Genomic DNA, 18,881 nt, shown 5'->3' with positions numbered 1-18,881 from the left:
GCGATCGCGGCGGAACGATCGGGACGATTGGATCGTGCAGTTCCGGCCGTATGATCTTCGCGGAGGCTCTTCATGCGTCGAATCCCGTGGCTTGCGCTCGCCGTCATCGTCGTCGCCGGACATCAGCTGCACCCGGCCGCTGCTGCCGCCAAACGGCCGATCGTGCTGGAGGACCTGTCGCGGCTGCGCGAGGTGTCGGATCCGCAGCGCTCGCCAGAGGGGGCGTGGGTGGCGTACACGGTGCGCTCGAGCGACGTCGAGAAGGACAAGCGCGACACCGACATCTGGATGGCGCGCTGGGACGGCAGCGAGGAGATCCGCGTGACCTCCTCGCCCGAGGACGAGTCGGATCCGCGCTTCAGCCCGGACGGAAAGTATCTCGCCTTCATCGCCTCGCGCGGCGACGAGGACGAGAAGAAGAAGGGTGGCCAGGTCTGGCTGCTGCATCGTGCCGGCGGCGAGGCGGTGAAGCTCACCGACATCCAGGGCGGCGTCGAGGATCTCGTCTGGTCGCCCGACAGTTCGCGGCTGGCGCTGGTGGTGAGCGACTTCGACGCGGACGACGAACCTGAGAAGAAAGAGGGCTGGAAGAGAAAGACGGCGCCGCCCGTCGTGCTCGATCGCTACCATTTCAAGCAGGACCGGGACGGCTACCTGAAAGGGCTCTACTCCCACATCGCGCTCTTCGACCTGGCGTCGAAGAGCCTGACGATGCTGACCTCGGGCAACTTCGATGACAGCGACCCGGCCTGGTCGCCGGACGGCAAGACGATCGCCTTCCTGAGCAAGCGCGCCCACGCCGAGCCCGACCGGACGGAGAACGAGGACCTGTTCGCGATCGAGGCTCGGAGCGGCGCCGTGCCCGTGCAGCTGACGAAGACCGCGGAAGGCGAAGTGGGGCGGCCGGACTGGAGCCCCGACGGCACGCGCATCGCCATCCTGGTCGACGACGTGGACAAGTTCTACGCTTACGACCAGGCCAAGCTCGCCGTCGTCCCTGCGGGCGGCGGCCCTCCGACGTTCCTCACGCCGGGGCTCGATCGAGCCGTCCAGAATCCGAGCTGGACCTCGGACGGCCAGGCGCTGGTCTTCTCGGTGGAGGATGACCGCGCAGTCTGGATCGGCCGCGTCGCTGCCGCCGGAGGCGCCGTCGAAGCGCTGACGACCGGGCGTCGCGTGGTGACCGAGCCGAGCCTGGCGGCGGGTGGCAAGGACGCAGAGATGGCGGTCCTCGCCACCGCTCCGGGTGAGCCGACGGAGGTTCACGCCCTCGAGAACGGGGTGCTGCGTCCGCTGAGCCACCAGAACGACAAGCTCCGCGACGAGCTCCAGCTCGCGACCGTCGCGGACTTCACCTCGAAGAGCAAGGACGGTACGGTCGTCCACGGTCTCCTGACCCGCCCGGCCGGCGCCGTCGAGGGCGTGAAGCTGCCAACCGTGCTCTACATCCACGGCGGGCCGAACGGGCAGGACGACTACTCCTTCAACTTCGATCGCGAGCTCTTCGCGGCGAACGGCTACGCCGTACTCGAGGTCAACTATCGCGGCAGCGCCGGCCGGGGCTCCGCCTTCCAGAAGGCGATCTACGCCGACTGGGGCAACAAGGAGGTGCAGGATCTCCTGGGTGCGGTGGACGAAGCGGTGCGGCTGGGGGTGGCAGATCCCGACCGGCTGGGCCTCGGTGGCTGGAGCTACGGCGGCATCCTGACCAACTACACGATCGCCTCCGATCGCCGCTTCAAGGCCGCAGTCTCGGGCGCCGGCAGCTCGCTCCAGATGTCGATGTACGGCGTGGATCAGTACGTCGTGCAGTACGAGCAGGAGATCGGGCTGCCCTGGAAGTCGAAGGATCTGTGGACGCGGGTCTCCTATCCGTTCTTCCGCGCCGACAAGATCAAGACGCCGACGCTCTTCCTCTGCGGCGAGAAGGACTTCAATGTGCCGTTGGCCGGCTCCGAGCAGATGTACCAGGCGCTACGAAGCCTGCGGCTCGACACCCAGCTGATCATCTACCCCGACCAGTTCCACGGCCTGACCGTGCCCTCGTACCAACGCGATCGCCTGCAGCGCTTCCTCGCCTGGTGGGGGAAGTACCTGCAGCCGGGGAGCCCGACACCTCCGACGCCACCGGCGGTGACAGCGGCCCCGGCCGCGCCGGCTCTGTAACGTCCGACGCCGGCTACTTCTTGCGCTTCTTGGCCAGGTCGCGCAGCGCGTCGAGCGCCCGGCGGTCGGCCGGGCCGAGGCGCTTCGCCGCTGTGCGCAGATAGGTCTCGGCTTCGTCGTAGCGGCCGAGGTGAGCGGCGATCTCACCGGCGTAGAGGTAGGGCGTCACCGCCTCCGGATCGATGCGCTGCGCCTCCTTGAGCTCATCGAGACTCTTCGCTGCCATGGAGCTCGGCGCCAGCAGGAACCGGCAGTGGGCAGCCTCGGCGCGATAGGCGCCGTTCTGAGCGTCGCAGTCGGCGGCGAACTCGAACTGTTGCAGCGCCTGCGACCAGCGCTCGGCCTCCTTGAGCGTCCGCCCCTTCTTGAACTGGACCTCCGGATCGAGCAGATCGGTCTCGATGCGGAACGAGGCCGGAGTCGGTCCCGCCGAGCGGTGCGTCGCTCCCGGGCCGGAGAGCGGCGGGGGCGCCGCGGCGGCCGCCACTGGAGCGGACGACTTCTCAGGCGTTCCCCTCTCCGGCGCCGGGACCTGCGGTGCCGCAATCGCCGGCGCCGTCGCGCCCTGGCGAATGCGCCGCGCGGCGCGCAAGGCCTCGCGCTCCTTCGGGTCGCTCAGTCGCGCGAACGCCAGGGCACCGGCGGCGAAGAGCTCTTCAGCGGCCGGCGCGGCGCTGCGGAGCTCGGGCGACGAGAACTGCCAGGGCGCAAAGAGGCGCGCGAAGGCGAAGTAGCGCTCGCGAATCTCGTCGACAGTCGTGGCGTCGGCAGCGCAGAGCAGGTCGAACGGATCCTGTCCGCGCAACTTGCCGAACGCCTCCGCGACGCGCTCGCGAACCCTCGCCGGCTCTTCGGATGGCGGCGCGATGGCTGGAGCGAACGGCGCAGCCGTAGTCGATGCCAGCTCTGGCGCTGGAGGTGTCGGAGGCGACGAAGCGACCTCGGTCACCGAAACTACGGGAGCTGTCGGAGCCAGTGGAGGCATCGGAGCCGTCGGAGCCAGCGGCGCATCGTGTGTTGGCGGCGGAGCGGAGACTGGCCGGGCTGCTGTCGGAGGCTCGGATCTGCGTGCCAGGCTCGGCAGGCGGTCGGCTGGGATCACCAGCCCGAGGATCGCCAGGCCCCAGATCTGTCTCGAGAGCTCCTCGAGCGGCAGGGCGGCGAGCGGCAACAACTCCTCGAGGCGGCGCGGCGTCTCGAGCGCAGCGAGCAGCGTCCGCTCGCGCTCGGTGGGACGCAGCTCCTCGGCGAGCGCCGCGGCCTCAGGGTGGCGTGCGAAGAGCGCGCCGGCGAGCGGTGCGATCGCCGCGTCGATCGTCTCCTGGGGGACGAAGCGCTCGACACCGGTGAGCACCAGGCGCGGCACTTTCACCTTGAGCGCCGCTGCCGTCGCGAAGGGGCCGTTCTCGAAGGCAACCTCGCCGTCGCGCCAGGTGAAGAGGTCGAAGAGCTTGCGCGCCAGGCTCTGCTGCAGGAGACGGTGCAGCTCGACGGTCTCCATCCTGCCTTCGGCGACGAGCGCCTCGCCGAACAGGACGCCGCTCGCCACCGAGCGCGCGAGGACGGCGTTGGCCTCTTCGGGAGTCAGTCTGCCGGCCGCCGCGAGAAAACGGGAGAAGGTCTCGTGCGCGAGGTTGGAGCGGCACTCGACGGGCACGCCGCGGTCGAGCACGACGCGCTTCTCGATCGGGCCGCGGCGCGCCACCAGCATGCCGGTCGACTCTGCAGCATGGTGCGCGACGAGGAGCAGCGGGAACGGTGTGTCGGCGAAGCGGACCGTCGGCTGAGCAGCGATCTCGAGGAGATGCGAAGGCAGAGGGAACACGATCGCCAGATTGTACGCCGTTGTGTTCCGGCGTCGAGGGCGGGCTGCGAAGCCGCCAGGCTTCCGGCGCCGCAGCTACTGCCGGACAGCGAGGCCTATGCTCGCCTCCCAGGTCACGAGAGCGATGCGCCCTGGCAGCAGCTCGATCGTCTGCCGCAGCTCGCCGCGCGGCAGCACCGCGGCGCCGGCCTCCGGCGTGCCCGGTGGCACTTCCGGCTCGAGCGCGACGACCAGGGCCCGCCGTCCGGCGGCGACCGGCACGAGATCGTCGATGACCAGGGCGCGGTCACTGCGCATGCCGCGGCGTTCGGCATGGATGGCACGCAAGGGCATGCCGTCCACGCTGAGCGTGAGCCGATACGCCACCGGCTGCACTTCGCAGATGCGCGACTGGCGCATGTGGATGGGCAACTGCGCGAGCTCCTCGGCGGGGACGTCGCGACAGATCTCGAGCTTGCCCGCCGAAGTCCGAACGGCGAGACGGATGGCCGCCCCTTCGGGCGGCGCGCCGAGCGGCAGGTGCGCCAGTGCCTGCACGCCGAGCAGCAGGCCGAGCGCCACCGCGACCTGCAGGCCGAGGCGCAGCAGGCTGGCGACGCGCAGGTCAGACATCGGTCACCTCCACCAGCGCTGACCGCTTCGAGTTGCCCGGGGGCGCCGGGGTCGGGGGGGCGTTCGGATCCAGAGGTGGCAGGCAGACGACCTCGAGGTCGGGCTCCGCTTCCGCGGTCGTCGCGAGCGCGGAGATCGTGCCCTGAAAAGCGACGAGCGCGGCGCAGATCGCGGCGCTCTCGGTTGCCGAGAAGCTGGCGAACGCCACCCGCCGGCGGTCGACGCGGGGGTGCAGGGCGGCGTCGCGGCCGTTCTCCAGGCGCGCTTCGAGCCACTTCGGACCCTCGCGGAAATAGCAGTTGCGCGGCGGGCAGGAGAGTATGAAAACGCCTCCCACGCCGCGGCGGATCAGCAGTTCGAGGACCGACGTGTGGACCGAGCCCGAGCAGCCGGTCGGGTAGAGCTCGACGCCCGGAAGGGCCAGCGTCTCCGGGTGCGCGGCCGCGCCGTTCCGGCAGGCGATGAGGACCACTTCGCGCCCGGTCGGGCCGTACGGTTGGCGTAGGTCGAGGTAGGCACGGGCGGCGGCGAGCTGGTCGCGGCCGTCGCGATTCTGGGGTCCGACACCCATCGGCGGACAGGAAGCGGCGCAGATCCCGCACCCGACGCAGCGGTCGGGATCCACCCGGGCGACCAGCAGCGAGGTCTGGGAGAGGACCGTCCGCGGCACCATGGCGATCGCCTCGTAAGGGCAGTCCTGGTAGCAGTGCGTGCAGCCGGTGCAGTGGCTTTCGTCGACCGACGAGACCGAGATCGCGCGCCGTGGCCGCCACCACCAGGGTGCGGCGCAGAGCAGGACAAGAAGTCCGCCCCAGAGCGCCGCCTGGGCGCCGGCCGGGAGCCGCTGCGCGAGCGGCAGCCAGAAGGCGTAGAGGAGATCGGTGGGAACGACCCCCGGCAGCGCCAGCAGGTCGGCTGCCGGCGGGAGCTCCAGGGGCGCAAGGAGCGCCGCGAGGGCGATCACGACGAGCAGGAAGCGGATCATCGGGCGCGGCGGCAGGAGCGCCGGCCGCGACACCCGCGAGACGTGCAGCCAGAGCAGGGCGCCGAGCCCGAGCGGCAGGGCGACGTGCAGGAAGAGCGTCATGAAGAAGAACGAGGAGGCCGGCGGCACGTCGCCGCTGAACGCGCGGCTGATCGGCTCCGAGAAGATCGGCAGGAGATCGAGCAGGCGGGCGCCGGTGATGGCGATCCCCTGACCCTGGACGTCCCAGACCATGACCAGGCCGGTCCAGCCGCAGAACAGGGTGACGAGAAGCAGGACGACGCCCGAGATCCACGCGAGCGCCCGTGGTCCCCAGGTGTGCCCCTGGAGGAGTTTGCGTACCAGGTGCGCGACGATCGCCACCACCGCGAGATCGGCGCTGTAGCGGTGGAGGGAGCGCAGCCAGGCCCCTCCCGGGAGGCCCTGGTGAATCTCCCGCACCGAGCCGTACGGATCGGCAATGTGGTACCAGAGGAAGAGCACCAGGCCGGAGGCGAGCGAGACCAGGAAGAAGAGGACGGCCAGGTTGCCGCTCTGGTAGAACGGGTTCCACTTCGAACCGTAGATCCGGTCGAGGAGGCGCTCGACCGGATCGGTCCAGAAGCGCAGGAAGCGGACCGCCGCCGGCGGACCGGCCGAGCCGACGTCGAGCTGCGGGTCCTGCCGGGAAACAGGGGAAGTCGAGCTCATCGGCCCTCGCGGTGCAGGCGGGCGACGGCATCGATCAGCCAGCCGCGCGGTGGATTGAGGAAGCGGAAGGCGATGCGGGACTGCGCGTCGACAACGAAGATCAGCCCGGGGTGGCTGATCTCCCCGGTGGCTTCGTCGCGATTGCCACCCGCGCCCCACTCCGCAAGCACGGCGTTCACCTGCTCGACCTCGCCGGAGAGCACCCGGGCGTCGGCGATGCGCTCGAGCCGCCAGGCCTTGGCGATAGCGGGAAGATTGGCGGGCGTGTCGCGCCAGGGGTCGAGGGTGATGACGACGACCGCGGTCTCGGACGGCGGCAGGCCCTCGATGGCAGCGTGGAGAGTACCGATGAGCACCGGGCAGACCGTGACGCAGTGCGCGAAAGCGAAAGAGACGAGAACGGTCTTGCCGGCGAGCTCGGGGAGCCCGAGAGTCGCGCCGTTCTGGTCCACGAGACCCAGGGCCGGCGCGGGATCGAAGGTCCGCGGATAGGCGTCGGGGAGGCGTTCTTCTTCGGCGAGGGGAGCATAGGCCGCGGCGGCGCGGCGTGCGCCGTCGACGCGCCGGGCGACCCAGAGGCTGCCGCCCACGAGGCCGGCCGCGATCCAGACGATGAGCGCCACGCCCCACGAGCGGCGCGCCGCCCGCTGCAGAGCGCTGCGCAGCTCGGATCCCCAGACGGCGACCAGAAAACCGAGCATCGAAAGCGGTCCGAGAACCAGGAGCACCCAGCCGTAATTGTCCGGCAGTCCGGACGGCGACGAGCCGAAACAGACCGCCCTTGCCTGATCCAGCCACTCCGCCGGTACCGGCAGGGGCGCAAACGCGAGGACCCACCAGCCGACCGTGACCACGAGCCAGAGGAAGAGGGCTCCGACGGCGAAGCGATGCGGGGGAAGCGCTGGATCGGGCAGGGTGCTCATGGAGGCGATCCGGTCAGCCGATCTTCCAGATCATCGACAGGACCTTCCAGTTGGCGAAGTAGTAGAGGATGAAGACCGCCAGGAAGACGAAAACCAGAACGATCGTGCCCGGAGCGCCGCTCTTGTGGACCGCTTCGGCGTTCTCGCCGGAATGGGTCTGGGCAGGCAGCTTCACCACGCCCTGCGGCACGCCCGGCATCCCCGGCTGCATCGCCGCGAAGTCGAGCTTCTCGCCGAAGAAGACCGATTTCACGGCGATCGCGATGAACAGCAGCACAGCGATCGAGGTGATCGTGCCGCCGATGCCGATTCCGGCGAGCAGCAGGTCGACGATCGGCGGGAACTCGAGCGTGAACGGCGCCTTGGCGAACGAGATGTCGGCGCTCCTGCGCGGTACGCCGAAGCTGCCGGCGAAGGTCATCGACATCGAGAGGATCACGATGCCGATCGCGAACAGGTACGGCTGCCACTTGGCGGCGCCCCAGAACGCCACCTTGCGGCGGAAGATCAGGGGAATGACGTAGTAGGTGAGCGCCATGAACGAGAGCGCCGTGCCGCCGACCACGGTGACATGGAAGTGGCCGGGGATACGCAGCGTGTTGTGCGCGAGGATGTTGATCTGCTCGGTCCCCTGGGTGACGCCAGTGATGCCGCCCATGAAGCCGAAGATCACCAGCGAGAGGAAGGTCCCGGAGAATCCCGGGTCCGACCAGGGGGCCTTCTTCAGCCATTCGAAGCGGCCCTTGACGAAGCCGCGCAAGCGCATGCCGGTCTCCATGCCGGCCGGCACCGTGAAGCCGTGGATCATCGAGGCAAGCACCGCGAGGTACATGGCGTAGCTGGTGTTCCAGACCTTCCACGCCGGTCCGAAGCCGGGATCGACCAGCAGGTGGTGGGCGGAGGCCATCGAGATGAAGAGCACGTAGAGGACGAACGCCCAGCGGCTCACCTTCTCGTTGAGCACCACGGCGCCGATCGTCAGGCCGCCCATGAGGTACCAGACCGAGACCATCGCGGCGACGTTGATCTGCTGCGAGGCGTGTCCCAGGGCCCAGAACATCAGGCGGTAGACCTCCGGGTCGACGTTCATGTACCCCATCGACCAGAGGAAGGTCGGGATGTAGATCGCCGCGCCGTGGAGCAGCGTGATCACCGCGATGATCGCCGCGGTGAGCGCGCCGAAGGAGACCAGCGGCATCGATCCGGTGTAGCTCTTCTCGCGTTTCGCCACGACCAGCGCGGCGAAGAAGAGGAGGGTGGCGATGAGCGCTCCGACCGCGAAGAGGATGATGCCCAGGTAGTAGAGCGGATGCGCCTTGAGCGGCACGTAGGAGGTGAAGAGTACGTCCGCCCGGCCCATGAGCACGACGACGTCGACCAGCAGAGCGCCGATGAGCATGAGACTGAACCCGGCCCAGGCGAGCTTGGGCGCCGGTTGCCGGCATCCGAGGACGATCGGTCCGGCGAAGTAGAGGATCGCCATCTCGAAGAAGATGATGAAGAAGATCAGCATGTTGAGGCCGTGCAGGGTGAGGATGCGGTAGAACCAGGTCGGCGCCAGGAGCTGCACCGCTTGCCAGCGGGTGAGCGCCAGGAGCAGCGCCGCGACCACGCCGACCAGCAGGAAGACGATCCCGACGACCGCGTTCCAGCGCACCAGGAGCTCCGAGTCGCGGTTGACCCGGAGGCCGGTCACCGGGCACAGACGCGATGCAAGGCGCCAGAGCGCCGAGTCGGGATTCGAGGAACCGGCAGCGGCGGGAGTGGTGGCCATGGTGCTCATCGCGTCGTCTCCTGGGCCGGTATCGGGGTCATCTGCAGGGTCTGCGGGGTCCCCTGCGAGGTTGCCTGCGCCACCTGTTTCGCCGGCCGGACCACGATGCGGCCGAGCATGTTGTGATGGTTGACGCCGCAGAACTCGTTGCAGACGATGCGGTACTCGCCGGGCTTGTTGGGTTTGATGACCAGGCCGTAGTCGTAGCCCGGCATGACCTGGAAATTGATGTTGGCCGGGTAGAGGCTGAATCCGTGGTTGATGTCGATCGAGGAGAGGTGGAGGGTGTAGCTCACGCCCTCCTCGAGCTCGAGCGCCGGATACCAGCGCCACATCTGGCCGAGCAGGTAGACGTCGCTACCCGGCGGCGGGGCGACCAGCGGGATGCCATTCTCTTCGCTGACTTTGTAGTCCTCGACGAAGGTGAAGACGCGCGCCAGAAAGTCTTCGGGCGTCACGCGGCTGCGAATGCCGGAGGGGTTCTGACCGCCCTTGATGTGCCAGAAGGGCATCATGGCGAAGAGCACCATGCACCAGGCGAAAGCGATCGCGACCCAGAGCTTTTCCTGCTTGCCTGCGGGGCGCCACCAGACGCCCTGCGGCGGGACGACGCCGGAATGGAATTCCATGGCAGGCCTCCTTACGGTAGCTTTCCGGCGGGCAGGCTGAGAATCTCCCAGAGCCCCCATCCGGTATAGAAGAGGAACATCACGATCAGTCCGGCGGCGAGCAGCAGAAACGGCCGATCGAACAGACGCTGTCCGAGCGGAATCGCCTCGGTGGTGTTGCCCGGTTCGTTCATGTCTCCCTCCTTCGCGGGAAAGCCAGTGTTGCGCGTTCCCGGGAACTTAGGAGAAAAGCAAAAACCGCTGCATGACGGGCGTCATACAGCGGTCAGGAAGGGTCGAGCTTCCCTCAGTTCGGTGACGGAGGCGCCGGTTCCGCCGCCGATTGGAGGCGGACCAGCGGCGCAGGCGCTACCAGCCGTTGCGCTGGCGCAGGGCGTCGATCTGGGCGACGTGGTGGCGGCCGTGCCAGGCGTACATGCCGATGTTCTTCGCCAGCGGGACCGGGCCCGGCAGGTCCGGATGGAGGAAGGTGCGCTCGAACATCTCCGGCGGGAGTGCGCGCAGGAAGTGTGTCCAGCGCGCGTGGAGGGCGTCGAGGAGCGCGAGCGAAAGCGTCGGGTCGGCGCTCCTGGCGTCGGGGAGCTCGGCCCAGAGCGCCTCTTTGTAGGGGCGGATGGTCGGCTGATCCTCGGTCGCTGCGAGCTTGTGCCGCACGTAGGCGTTCACGTGGCTGTCGGGCAGGTGATGCACCACCTGCCGCACCGTCCAGCCGCCGTCCCGATAGGGCGTGTCGAGCTGGCCGGGAGAGAGTCCGTCGATTGCGCGCCGGAGCTCTGCCGGACAGGCGGCGATCTGATCGAGGTGGAGATCGCGGAGCTCCGGGGTATAGGCCGCTGCGTAGGCGAACTTGCCAATGGGGTATCTGAGGTCGTTCGGGTCGATCATCGTTTCCTCCGTGGGTGAATTCAAGGTTCGAGTCCGGCGCCCGACCAGTCGGCCGACGAGAGCGCCCGCGCGGTGACTTCGTAGATCACGACGCGCACGCCCGAAAGGAGTGACGGATCCTCCCGCAGCCACTGCACGCGATCGGAGAGATTGTTCGCGGCGACCTTGGCGCGACGCCGGATCGGGCGATCGAGCGCGAAGGCGAGCTGCTCGGCGAAGCCGGCGCTTCTCCCCGCGGCCGAGGAGAAGACGAGAGAGTAGCTGTCGCCCAACAGAAGGACGTCGCTCGCCGTTGCCGGCGCCGCAGATGCGGCGTCGTAGGGCACGCCGCCCAAGCCGACGACCTCGTCGAGCTCGATCGACTCGTTGGGAAAGACCGGGCCGCGGACGCCGGCGCCGAGGAGCCGCGTGAGATCTCCCTCGAGCTCGTGAGCGAAGCTGCGCCGACGCAGGCCGGCCGGCGGACGCTGCGGCAGGGCGGTCGTCTCGGCCAGGAAGCGCGCCAACCCGGAAGCCGCGACGCGCATGCCGGCGGAATTCCAGTGCGTGTCGGTCGCGAGGTAGAGCCGCTCGCCGGCGAGAGCCGCCGCCCGCAGGTCGGGCAACGCGTCGTAGACCGGGAGCCCGCCCTCGCCCAGGCGGCGGACGAGCTCCGGGAACGATTCGTTCGCCGGGCCCACCGGGCCAATGCCGCCCAGCCGCGCGAGGGTCTCGGGGTGAACCTGCGCCTTGACCGGGACGGGAAAGAAGACGAGCTCGATGCCGCGCGCCGCGAGCACGTCGTGGAGCTCCAGCAGGCCCGGCACGGGGTCGGGCTCCGGGACGGCGTAGCGGGTGCCGTGGGCGCGGCGGCGCGCGAGCTCGCTCCCGGCGAGGAACGGGTGGCCGGTGAGGTAGTCGAAGGCGGTACGGAAGTGGAGCCAGCCCTGGCGGCCGACGAGCACCTGGCTGTTGCCGTAGCCGAGATGGCGCGCGAGCAGCGTCTGGGCGGCCGGGCGCAGGGCGGCCGAAAGGGCGGATTCGCGGCCGAGCCGGTCCTCGAGGGCGGCGATGCCCTCACGCAGCGCGCGATTCGCGGCCAGGGGACCGGCGGTACGCCAGGTATCGAGGAACTCCCCTGGCGTCGGAATCGGCGCCCCGCCGGCGAACGCCGTCGCCTCGCCGCGGCGGACGCGCGCCGCTTCCAGCAGGGCACCGACGGCGATCGCCGCGAGCAGCCCGAGGGTGAGGACGAGGCCGCCGGTCCGGGAGAGGCGCGTCGCGGCGATTTCGGCGACCGCCTGGTCTTCCCTCGAGGGTTGGGAAGCGTGGATTCCGGGTTGGCTCATCAGAAGATGTAGTAGATGAAGGGGTTGTAATCCTGCGTCGAGAGCGCGGCGATCGCCGTCACGAGGAGGGCGAGGGCGAGCGCGATCTTCAGCGGCGTGAGCTCCCGCGTCCAGGTCCAGCTCTGCTCGGCGCCCCAGACCACGGCCGCGGCGATGACGAAGGAGAGCGCCAGATAGGGACTCGCCAGCAGGCCGGAGAGGAGCGGCGCCCCTTCGCCTGCCGCGCCGAGGCCGAACATCCTCCCGAGATAGGCGAGCGCGGCCGGGAGGTCGGCGGCGCGGAAGAAGACCCAGCTCACCAGAACGAGCGAGAAGGTCGTGGCGACGCGCGCGGCACGTGGCATCCAGCCATAGAGCCGTTCGACGCCGACGGCGCGCTCGGCCGCGAGCAGCACACCGTGAAAGGCACCCCAGAGAACGAAGTTCCACGAGGCACCGTGCCAGAGGCCGCCCAGCAGCATGGTGAGACCGAGGTGGATGTAGGTGCGGCGCACCCCTTTGCGGTTTCCGCCCAGCGGCACGTAGAGGTAGTCGCGCAGCCAGGAGGAGAGCGAGATGTGCCAGCGGCGCCAGAACTCAGTGATCGACTGCGACTGGTAGGGCGAGTCGAAGTTCTTGGCGTAGACGAAGCCGAACATGAGGCCGAGGCCGATCGCCATGTCGGAGTAGCCCGAGAAGTCGAAGTAGATCTGGAAGGCGTAGCCCACGACGCCGTGCCAGGCCTGGAGCACCGTCGGAGCTCCGGCGTCGAAGACGGTGTCGGCGATCTGCCCGCACGGGTTGGCGAGGAGCACCTTCTTCGCCATGCCGACCGAGAAGAAGGCGACGCCGCGCGCGAACTTGGCCAGCGTGTGCGTGCGGTTCGCGAGCTGGTCGGCGACCTCCGAGAAGCGGATGATCGGACCGGCGACGAGCTGCGGGAACATCGAGACGAAGCAGGCGAAGTCGACGAAATTGCGCAGCGGTTTGGCGTCGCCGCGATAGACGTCGATGGCGTAGCTCATCGACTGGAAGGTGTAGAAGCTGATGCCCAGCGGCAGCGTCACGCGCAGGGCGATGTCGAGGCTCGCGACGTCCACTCCGATCGCCGTGGCGATGCCGTTCCAGCTGTCGACGGCGAAGTTGAAATACTTGAAGAAGCCGAGGAGGGAGAGGTTGGAGGACACGGAGAGCAGGAGGGCGAAGCGCTCGCGCCGGTTGCGACGCACCCCTTTCGGCAGAGCCTCGAGCGGTGCGCGGCTCCAGGGCGTGGTCCCGGCCATCACGAGCCCGGCGATCCAGTCGATCAGGGTCGAGATCAGGAGCAGGACCGAGAAGGATGGATTCGCCCAGCCGTAGAAGACGTAGGAGAAGAGCGTGAGGGTGAGATGCTTCAGCCGCCGCGGCGCGAGGTAGTAGAAGGCCAGCGCCGCCGGCAGGAACCAGAAGAGGAAGAGCTGCGAGCTGAAGACCATCGGTCAGGGCGTGGCGCTGGCTTCGGCCGCCGAAGTCGCCCCGAGATCGAAATAGAGGGGATGTCCGGAGGCCGCCGGCAGGCGGTCGGCGAGATAGAACGGCTCGAGCTGTGGCTGCGCCGCGAACGGCTCGACCACCAGACGGCGGACTTCGCCGACGCGCGGCGGCGCGAGCATCTGACCGTCGAGGATGGCCCAGCGGGCGACGCGGATCCGGGGTGCGGCGACCGGCGGCCCCGAGATTTGCCGGACGACCTCGAGCTCGTCGACCACGAGGGCCTCGCGGTAGGGCGAGATCTCCTCGAGCCCCGGCGCCGGCGAGGAGGCGAGGAGGCGCAACTCGAGCTCGGCCCGCGGAGCAGCCGGGCGCGCGTCGACGAGCGCCCGGACGCGCGCCGCCTCGGCGGCGATCTCGGTCGCCTGAAGTGGGCGATTCCAGATGGCGATCTCGGCGACCGTGCCGTGCCAGCGCTCCTCGGACTTCGCTTCGGCGCCGAACTGGAGGGCGCGGGGCCGCCAGTGAAAGAAGTCCCCGGGCAGGGCGATCGGCTCCGCGGCGGCGCCCGGGCTCTTGCCATCGACGAAGACGGCCAGGCGCCCGGGCGAGAAGGTGAGCAGCAGGTGCGTCGGGGCGGTCGATGCGGTCGACGCGAGCCTTGCGACCGGGACTGCGAGCCCCTCTTTTGCGCTGTCCGACGTGCGCAGGGCGAAGACGACCTGGTCGCCTTCCTGGCGGAGAACGAAGTTGCGCGCCCGCGGACCGTCCGAGAAGGCGACGATCGCGCCGCGCTCGCGGAGCGAGGCGGGCGTGACGAGGAGCGAGAGCGTCATCTGGTGCTTCGCGACGAGCGTCTCGGCGAGCCGGCGAGCGGTCTCCTCGGCGGCCGAGAACGAGCCGCCGCCGAGGGCGAGCGCCCGGTGGCGGTCGACCCAGGCGAGACCCTGCGGCTGCAGGGTCTCGCTCGAGCTGTCGGCGGCGACGCGATTCTCGGCGTCGGCGCGCTGCCAGAGAAAGACCAGGCCGCGCCGGGTGAGTCCGTCGCCGGCGTGCGGCTCGGCGGCCGCAGGGACCGCGGTGGCCGAAGTGCCCGAAGCCTGGACGCCCCTCGCGCCGGCGCGATCCACCGGACGGGCCGGCCGATAGAGATCGGGGAAGCGATCGACCCCCGGATGGGGCGCCACCACGCGCGCGCTGTTCGCGCCGGAGGGGGCGGGCAGGAGCGTCGACGGATCGAGCTCGAGGACGTAGATGTCGTAGTCGGCGCGGAAGTGGTCGTGCTCCCCGGCGGAGGCCCCCACGGCGAGCAGCGAGGCGTCGTTCGAGAGCGCCGGGAAGTAGCTGTAGCCGCGGCCCGCGGGGAGGTGCGGATCGCCCTTCTCGAGCACGGTCCAACTGCGCCGCGTGGCGAGATCTAGGGCGTCGATCGGGCCGCCGGCACCCGCCGACCAGACCGCGAAGCGGCCGTCCAGCGAGAACGCAGGCTGGCAGCCGCCGAGCGACGGCCGGATTCGAACCCCCTCGCCTTCGGTGTGGTCGGAGAAGGTGGGCGTATTTCCGGAGACGACCTGCCCGCCGGGAGCCACGAGCCAACCTTCGCCGGGATGGGCGGTCGCGCTCGCGGCGCGCGCCCCGATGAGCTCGGTGGTCGACCCGGCCGATAGGCGGAGCAACTGCGTCGCGCTTCTGCCATCGATGTAGACCAGCTCGTCCTCGCCCCACCAGACCGCGGCACGATGCTCGCCGTAGTGGCGGGCCGCGGGCACGAGAATCCGGTCCCGTCCGCCGTCGGCGTCGACCAGATGGAGCGGGCCGGCGTCCTGGGCGTACTTGCGGGCTCCACCCGGGAGGCTCAAGTAGACCAGGCGGCTGCCGTCCGGCGAGAGCTTCGCGCAGCAGTGGTCGCGCCCGGGCTCCTCGGGGGAGATCTGTCGCGGCTCGCCGCCGGGAATGTCCTGGCGCCAGATGCGGAACTCCCCTGAGCGATTCGACTCCCAGACGACGAGGATCTTGTCGGCGTCGGTCCCCGACAGCGCGGGACTCACGGTGCTTGCCGGAGTCGCCGGGGCTGCCGGGCTCGAAGGGGAGGCGGGCGTCGCGGAGACCGCGCCAGCCACGGGTGCCGCCGTCGGCTCGCCCCCGGTGACTCCCGGGGCGGACGATTCGCCCGTGCAGGAGAGCCCCGGGAGCATCGAGGCGACGAGGGCGAGGTGCAGGGCGCGAATCGGCAGCGGGGACATCGACTGCGGAGTATACGAATCCACTCCCGATCCGGCTTCAGACGCTACAGACCGGTGACGCGGACGACCTCTTCGAAGGTCGTGACCCCTTCGGCGAGCTTGCGCAGGGCGGACTGGCGAAGCGTCCGCATGCCGTTCTTGACCGCCTCGCGCTTGATCTCCGGGGCGTCCTTGCCTTCGACGATCAGATGTTTGATCGACTCGTCGATCGGCAGGATCTCGAAGATGCCGCAGCGGCCCAGGTATCCGGTGCCGCGGCAGTCGTGGCAGCCCTGGCCCTCCTTGACCTTGATCTTCTTGCCGGCCGGCACGGTGAGCCGCAGCGAGAACGCCTCCTCGGTCGAGAGCATCCGTTCGGTGATGCACTTGGTGCAGATCTTCCGCACCAGACGCTGCGCCATCGCTCCGATCAAGGTCGAGCTGATGAGGAAGCGCTCGACGCCGAGATCGATCAGCCGCGAGATCGAGGTCGAGGCGTCGTTCGTGTGCAGGGTGGAGAAGACCAGGTGGCCGGTCAGCGCCGCCTGGATCGCGTACTGCGCGGTCTCGCCGTCGCGGATCTCGCCGACCATGATGACGTCCGGATCCTGGCGCAGGATGTGGCGCAGCGCGCCGGCGAAGTCGATCCCGACCTTGGCCTGCACGGCGGTCTGGTTGAACTCCTCGAGCACCATCTCGATCGGGTCCTCGATGGTGGTGATGTTGAGCTCGCGCGTGGCGATCGATTTCAGGGCCGAGTAGAGCGTGGTCGTTTTGCCGCTGCCGGTGGGGCCGGTGACCAGGATGATGCCGTGGGGGCGGGTGATGAACTCGTTGAAGACGACCGTCTCTTCCGGGTAGAAGCCGAGCCCGGAGAGGTCCTGCATCAGGACGTCCGGATCGAAGATGCGCATGACGATTTTCTCGCCGAAGGCGACCGGCAGCGTCGAAACTCGGAGCTCGATCTCCTTGCCGGCACGTGTCGTCTTGATGCGGCCGTCCTGCGGTCGGCGTTTCTCCGCGATGTCGAGGCGGGAGAGGGTCTTCAGCCGCGAGAGGATCGCGGCGTGCACGATCTTCGGGATCGACTGGATGTCGTGCAGGACGCCGTCGATGCGAAAGCGGATCAATGAGAACTCGCGCTTGGGCTCGACGTGAATGTCGGAAGCCCGCGTGTCGAAGGCGTGCTGCAGCATGAACTCGACGGCGTTGACGATGTGCTGGTCGCTCGACTCGATCTCGGACTCGTTCTTCATCCGGACGAGCTGTTCGAGGTTGCCCAGATCGATGCCTGCCGAGAGGTCGCGCTCGGCACGTTTCACGGAGTGGCGCAGGCCGTAGAACTCGGTGATCGCGCGCAGGATGTCGGGCTCGGAGGCGACGACGAGCTGGAGGTCCCGGCCGGCGATGCGGCGGAAGGCGTCGATGCCCTCGATGTCGAACGGATTGGCGCAGGCGACCTTGAGGCGGCCGTTGGTCATCGACAGCGGGATCATGCGATGGCGCTTGGCGAACGGCCGCGAGATCTTGGATTCGATGAGGTCGGCGTCGAGGGAGAGCGTGTCGATCTGCACCGACTCCAGATTGGAATCGGCGGCGATGGCCTGGGCGATCTCCTGTTCTCCGATCGTGACCCTGGGGTCGCGAAGACTCGGGAATCGCAACGAGCCGATGAGATCGTAGGCGACCGCCTTCTGTTCGTAGGTCGACGGGGCTTTGGCGCGCGACGGCAGCTGGCGCGCCTCCTTCTTGATCTCCTCGGCCTGAGCGGCGGAGATGAGGCCCTGTCGCTGCAGCACGTCGGCGACGAAGTGGGGTGCGAGCGCCATACCCTGCGAGTGTACCGGAAGCGGCGGCGACTCGCAGGGCAGCGGGCTCGGGGCGCTAGGGGGTGGGCCCCCACTCGGCCGAGCTCCCGGACTCGAAGCCGTCGAGAAAGAGAGCCTGCGAGAACAGGAGGTTCACCGCACCGGTTGCCGCCAGGCCGCCAAGCGTCTCGCCGGGCGCGCCGATCGCGAGGTCGGCGCCGGAGTGGCCGGAGAAGTGCCCGGCGGCGAGCGCTCCGGTGAATCGATCGTCGCCTTCCGACGGATCGAGGGTCTGCAGCCAGATCTGGTCGCGGCCGTTGCCCAGGCCGGCGCCGGCCTCGCCGTAGAGGACGTGCAGGAGGCCGGCCTGGTCGATCGGCCCGAGGTCCTCGTCGGGCGCGCCGATGGCCAGATCGTCGATGCCGTCGGCGTCGAAGTCGGCGGCGACGAGGGCGCTGCCGAACTGGTCGGCGGTTTCGGAGCTCTCGGGGTTGAGGTCGTCCTGAAGCCACTGCACATGGCCGTCGCCGTCGAAATCCAGCACGGTGACCGAACCGACGGCGCCGACGAAGGGACCCTCGAGGCTCTCGATCGGATCGCCGACCGCGAGCTCGTCGACCCCGTCGCCGTCGAAGTCGCCGCCGGCGAGAACGGCGCCGAAGCGGTCGAGCTCCTCGGCGACGCCGGGAACTCCCGCGGTGTCCTGCGTGTAGATCGCATCGAAGAGCGCGCCGGGGATGTCGGAGACCAGGATCACGGCGCCGGCCTGGTCGACGTCGCCGAGGTCGTGAAACGGGACGCCGATCGCGAGCTCGCTGCCGGCGGTGATCGGATTCCACTCGCCGGCGGCGAGCACCATGCCGATCTCCTCGTTCTCCTGCGGCGAGCCGTTCAATCCCTGGCCACGGTAGAAGAGGACCTGTCCGGCGGTCACGAGCCCTCCGGCGGAGCCGAACAGGACGTGCACTGCGCCGGCGTCGGCCACCGCTTCACTTTCGATGCCTTCGCCCGGCGAGCCGATGGCGAGATCGTCGATGCCGTCGTCGTCGAAATCGCCGACGGCGAGCGCGAAGCCGAAGCGGTCGCCGGCCTCCGCGAGGCCGTTGATGCTCGCCAGGCCCTGATGGAAGAAGTCGTCATTGTCCCCGGTCAGGCCGAGCTCGCTGCCGTAGAGCACGTGCACCGCGCCGACCGAAAGGGCGGCGTCGAAATCCTCCCTCGGGACGCCGATGGCGAGATCGTCGCAGCCGTCGTCGTCGAAGTCGCCGGCGGCGAGGACCTCCCCGAAGAGGTCGTCGGGCTCCCCGTCGTCCTCGATCACCGGGCTGTTCTGCGACCAGATCTGACGATCGGCCGCCGCGGGGCCGCTGCCGTCGGAAAAGAGGATGAGGACCCGGCCGCCTGCGGGAGCGCCCACGAGGTCGTCCCCCGGCATGCCGATGGCGAGGTCGTCGAAGCCGTCGCAGTCGAAATCGCCAGCGGCAAGCGCGGTGCCGAAACCGGCGTCGGCCTGGGGGCCGATTCCGAGGCCGTCCGAGGCCTGACTCCAGAACTGGGTGCCGACGGGGCCGAGCTCTCCGGGTTG

13 protein-coding genes and 1 pseudogene are annotated in these 18,881 nt (G+C 69.3%); 1 reads left to right on the top strand and 13 read right to left on the bottom strand.

Annotation, left to right across the window (positions count from 1 at the left end; translation table 11 throughout):
• The first annotated feature begins 72 nt into the window (after nucleotides 1–72).
• Nucleotides 73–2,166, top strand: a complete 2,094-nt coding sequence (locus KBI44_14395) for a S9 family peptidase (protein ID MBP9145672.1) — start codon at nucleotides 73–75, stop codon at nucleotides 2,164–2,166.
• Between the two features lie 13 nt (nucleotides 2,167–2,179).
• Here KBI44_14395 and KBI44_14390 read toward each other — a convergent pair whose 3' ends face one another.
• The 13 genes and pseudogenes from KBI44_14390 to KBI44_14330 all read right to left on the bottom strand — a co-directional run.
• Complete coding sequence (locus tag KBI44_14390; GenBank protein MBP9145671.1) at nucleotides 2,180–3,991, bottom strand: hypothetical protein; 1,812 nt, start codon at nucleotides 3,989–3,991, stop codon at nucleotides 2,180–2,182.
• 75 nt (nucleotides 3,992–4,066) lie between these two features.
• Nucleotides 4,067–4,603, bottom strand: a complete 537-nt coding sequence (locus KBI44_14385) for a hypothetical protein (GenBank protein MBP9145670.1) — start codon at nucleotides 4,601–4,603, stop codon at nucleotides 4,067–4,069.
• Nucleotides 4,596–6,278: a cytochrome b N-terminal domain-containing protein gene (locus KBI44_14380; protein MBP9145669.1), complete on the bottom strand. Its 1,683-nt coding sequence runs from the start codon at nucleotides 6,276–6,278 to the stop codon at nucleotides 4,596–4,598. The genes KBI44_14385 and KBI44_14380 overlap by 8 nt, the downstream gene beginning before the upstream one ends.
• The gene (locus KBI44_14375; protein ID MBP9145668.1) at nucleotides 6,275–7,201 is read right to left on the bottom strand and encodes an SCO family protein; all 927 of its coding nucleotides are present in this window, start codon (nucleotides 7,199–7,201) and stop codon (nucleotides 6,275–6,277) included. Before KBI44_14375 ends, KBI44_14380 begins: the two co-directional genes overlap by 4 nt.
• 13 nt (nucleotides 7,202–7,214) lie before the next feature.
• Nucleotides 7,215–8,975 carry a cbb3-type cytochrome c oxidase subunit I gene (locus KBI44_14370; protein ID MBP9145667.1) on the bottom strand — a complete coding sequence of 587 codons (1,761 nt, stop codon included), beginning with the start codon at nucleotides 8,973–8,975 and terminating at the stop codon, nucleotides 7,215–7,217.
• A gap of 95 nt (nucleotides 8,976–9,070) precedes the next feature.
• Nucleotides 9,071–9,604: pseudogene (locus KBI44_14365) on the bottom strand (cytochrome C oxidase subunit II).
• Nucleotides 9,605–9,615: 11 nt separating this feature from the next.
• The gene (locus KBI44_14360) at nucleotides 9,616–9,777 is read right to left on the bottom strand and encodes a hypothetical protein (GenBank protein MBP9145666.1); all 162 of its coding nucleotides are present in this window, start codon (nucleotides 9,775–9,777) and stop codon (nucleotides 9,616–9,618) included.
• 175 nt (nucleotides 9,778–9,952) lie between these two features.
• On the bottom strand, nucleotides 9,953–10,489 hold the full coding sequence (locus tag KBI44_14355) for a putative metal-dependent hydrolase (GenBank protein ID MBP9145665.1): 537 nt from the start codon (nucleotides 10,487–10,489) through the stop codon (nucleotides 9,953–9,955).
• Between the two features lie 20 nt (nucleotides 10,490–10,509).
• Complete coding sequence (locus KBI44_14350; GenBank protein ID MBP9145664.1) at nucleotides 10,510–11,817, bottom strand: hypothetical protein; 1,308 nt, start codon at nucleotides 11,815–11,817, stop codon at nucleotides 10,510–10,512.
• A complete protein-coding gene (locus KBI44_14345) occupies nucleotides 11,817–13,271 on the bottom strand; it encodes an MBOAT family protein (GenBank protein ID MBP9145663.1) in 1,455 nt (484 codons plus the stop codon). Before KBI44_14345 ends, KBI44_14350 begins: the two co-directional genes overlap by 1 nt.
• 3 nt (nucleotides 13,272–13,274) lie before the next feature.
• Nucleotides 13,275–15,509: a hypothetical protein gene (locus KBI44_14340; GenBank protein ID MBP9145662.1), complete on the bottom strand. Its 2,235-nt coding sequence runs from the start codon at nucleotides 15,507–15,509 to the stop codon at nucleotides 13,275–13,277.
• A gap of 44 nt (nucleotides 15,510–15,553) precedes the next feature.
• The gene (locus KBI44_14335) at nucleotides 15,554–17,317 is read right to left on the bottom strand and encodes a type II/IV secretion system protein (GenBank protein MBP9145661.1); all 1,764 of its coding nucleotides are present in this window, start codon (nucleotides 17,315–17,317) and stop codon (nucleotides 15,554–15,556) included.
• A gap of 55 nt (nucleotides 17,318–17,372) precedes the next feature.
• Nucleotides 17,373–18,881: FG-GAP repeat protein (locus KBI44_14330; protein ID MBP9145660.1), on the bottom strand; the 1,509-nt coding region annotated here is incomplete at its 5' end.

The organism is Thermoanaerobaculia bacterium, assembly GCA_018057705.1.
Taxonomy (GTDB): domain Bacteria; phylum Acidobacteriota; class Thermoanaerobaculia; order Multivoradales; family JAGPDF01; genus JAGPDF01.
The sequence above is the reverse complement of the archived record's forward strand: the minus strand, read 5'-3'. Positions and strand labels throughout refer to the sequence as shown.

Bases quoted from the DNA above. Each gene is read 5' to 3' on its own strand.
- KBI44_14395 (MBP9145672.1), top strand. From the start codon at position 73: ATGCGTCGAATCCCGTGGCTTGCGCTCGCCGTCATCGTCGTCGCCGGA.
- KBI44_14385 (MBP9145670.1), bottom strand. From the start codon at position 4,603: ATGTCTGACCTGCGCGTCGCCAGCCTGCTGCGCCTCGGCCTGCAGGTC.
- KBI44_14380 (MBP9145669.1), bottom strand. From the start codon at position 6,278: ATGAGCTCGACTTCCCCTGTTTCCCGGCAGGACCCGCAGCTCGACGTC.
- KBI44_14375 (MBP9145668.1), bottom strand. From the start codon at position 7,201: ATGAGCACCCTGCCCGATCCAGCGCTTCCCCCGCATCGCTTCGCCGTC.
- KBI44_14370 (MBP9145667.1), bottom strand. From the start codon at position 8,975: ATGGCCACCACTCCCGCCGCTGCCGGTTCCTCGAATCCCGACTCGGCG.
- KBI44_14360 (MBP9145666.1), bottom strand. From the start codon at position 9,777: ATGAACGAACCGGGCAACACCACCGAGGCGATTCCGCTCGGACAGCGT.
- KBI44_14355 (MBP9145665.1), bottom strand. From the start codon at position 10,489: ATGATCGACCCGAACGACCTCAGATACCCCATTGGCAAGTTCGCCTAC.
- KBI44_14350 (MBP9145664.1), bottom strand. From the start codon at position 11,817: ATGAGCCAACCCGGAATCCACGCTTCCCAACCCTCGAGGGAAGACCAG.
- KBI44_14345 (MBP9145663.1), bottom strand. From the start codon at position 13,271: ATGGTCTTCAGCTCGCAGCTCTTCCTCTTCTGGTTCCTGCCGGCGGCG.
- KBI44_14340 (MBP9145662.1), bottom strand. From the start codon at position 15,509: ATGTCCCCGCTGCCGATTCGCGCCCTGCACCTCGCCCTCGTCGCCTCG.
- KBI44_14335 (MBP9145661.1), bottom strand. From the start codon at position 17,317: ATGGCGCTCGCACCCCACTTCGTCGCCGACGTGCTGCAGCGACAGGGC.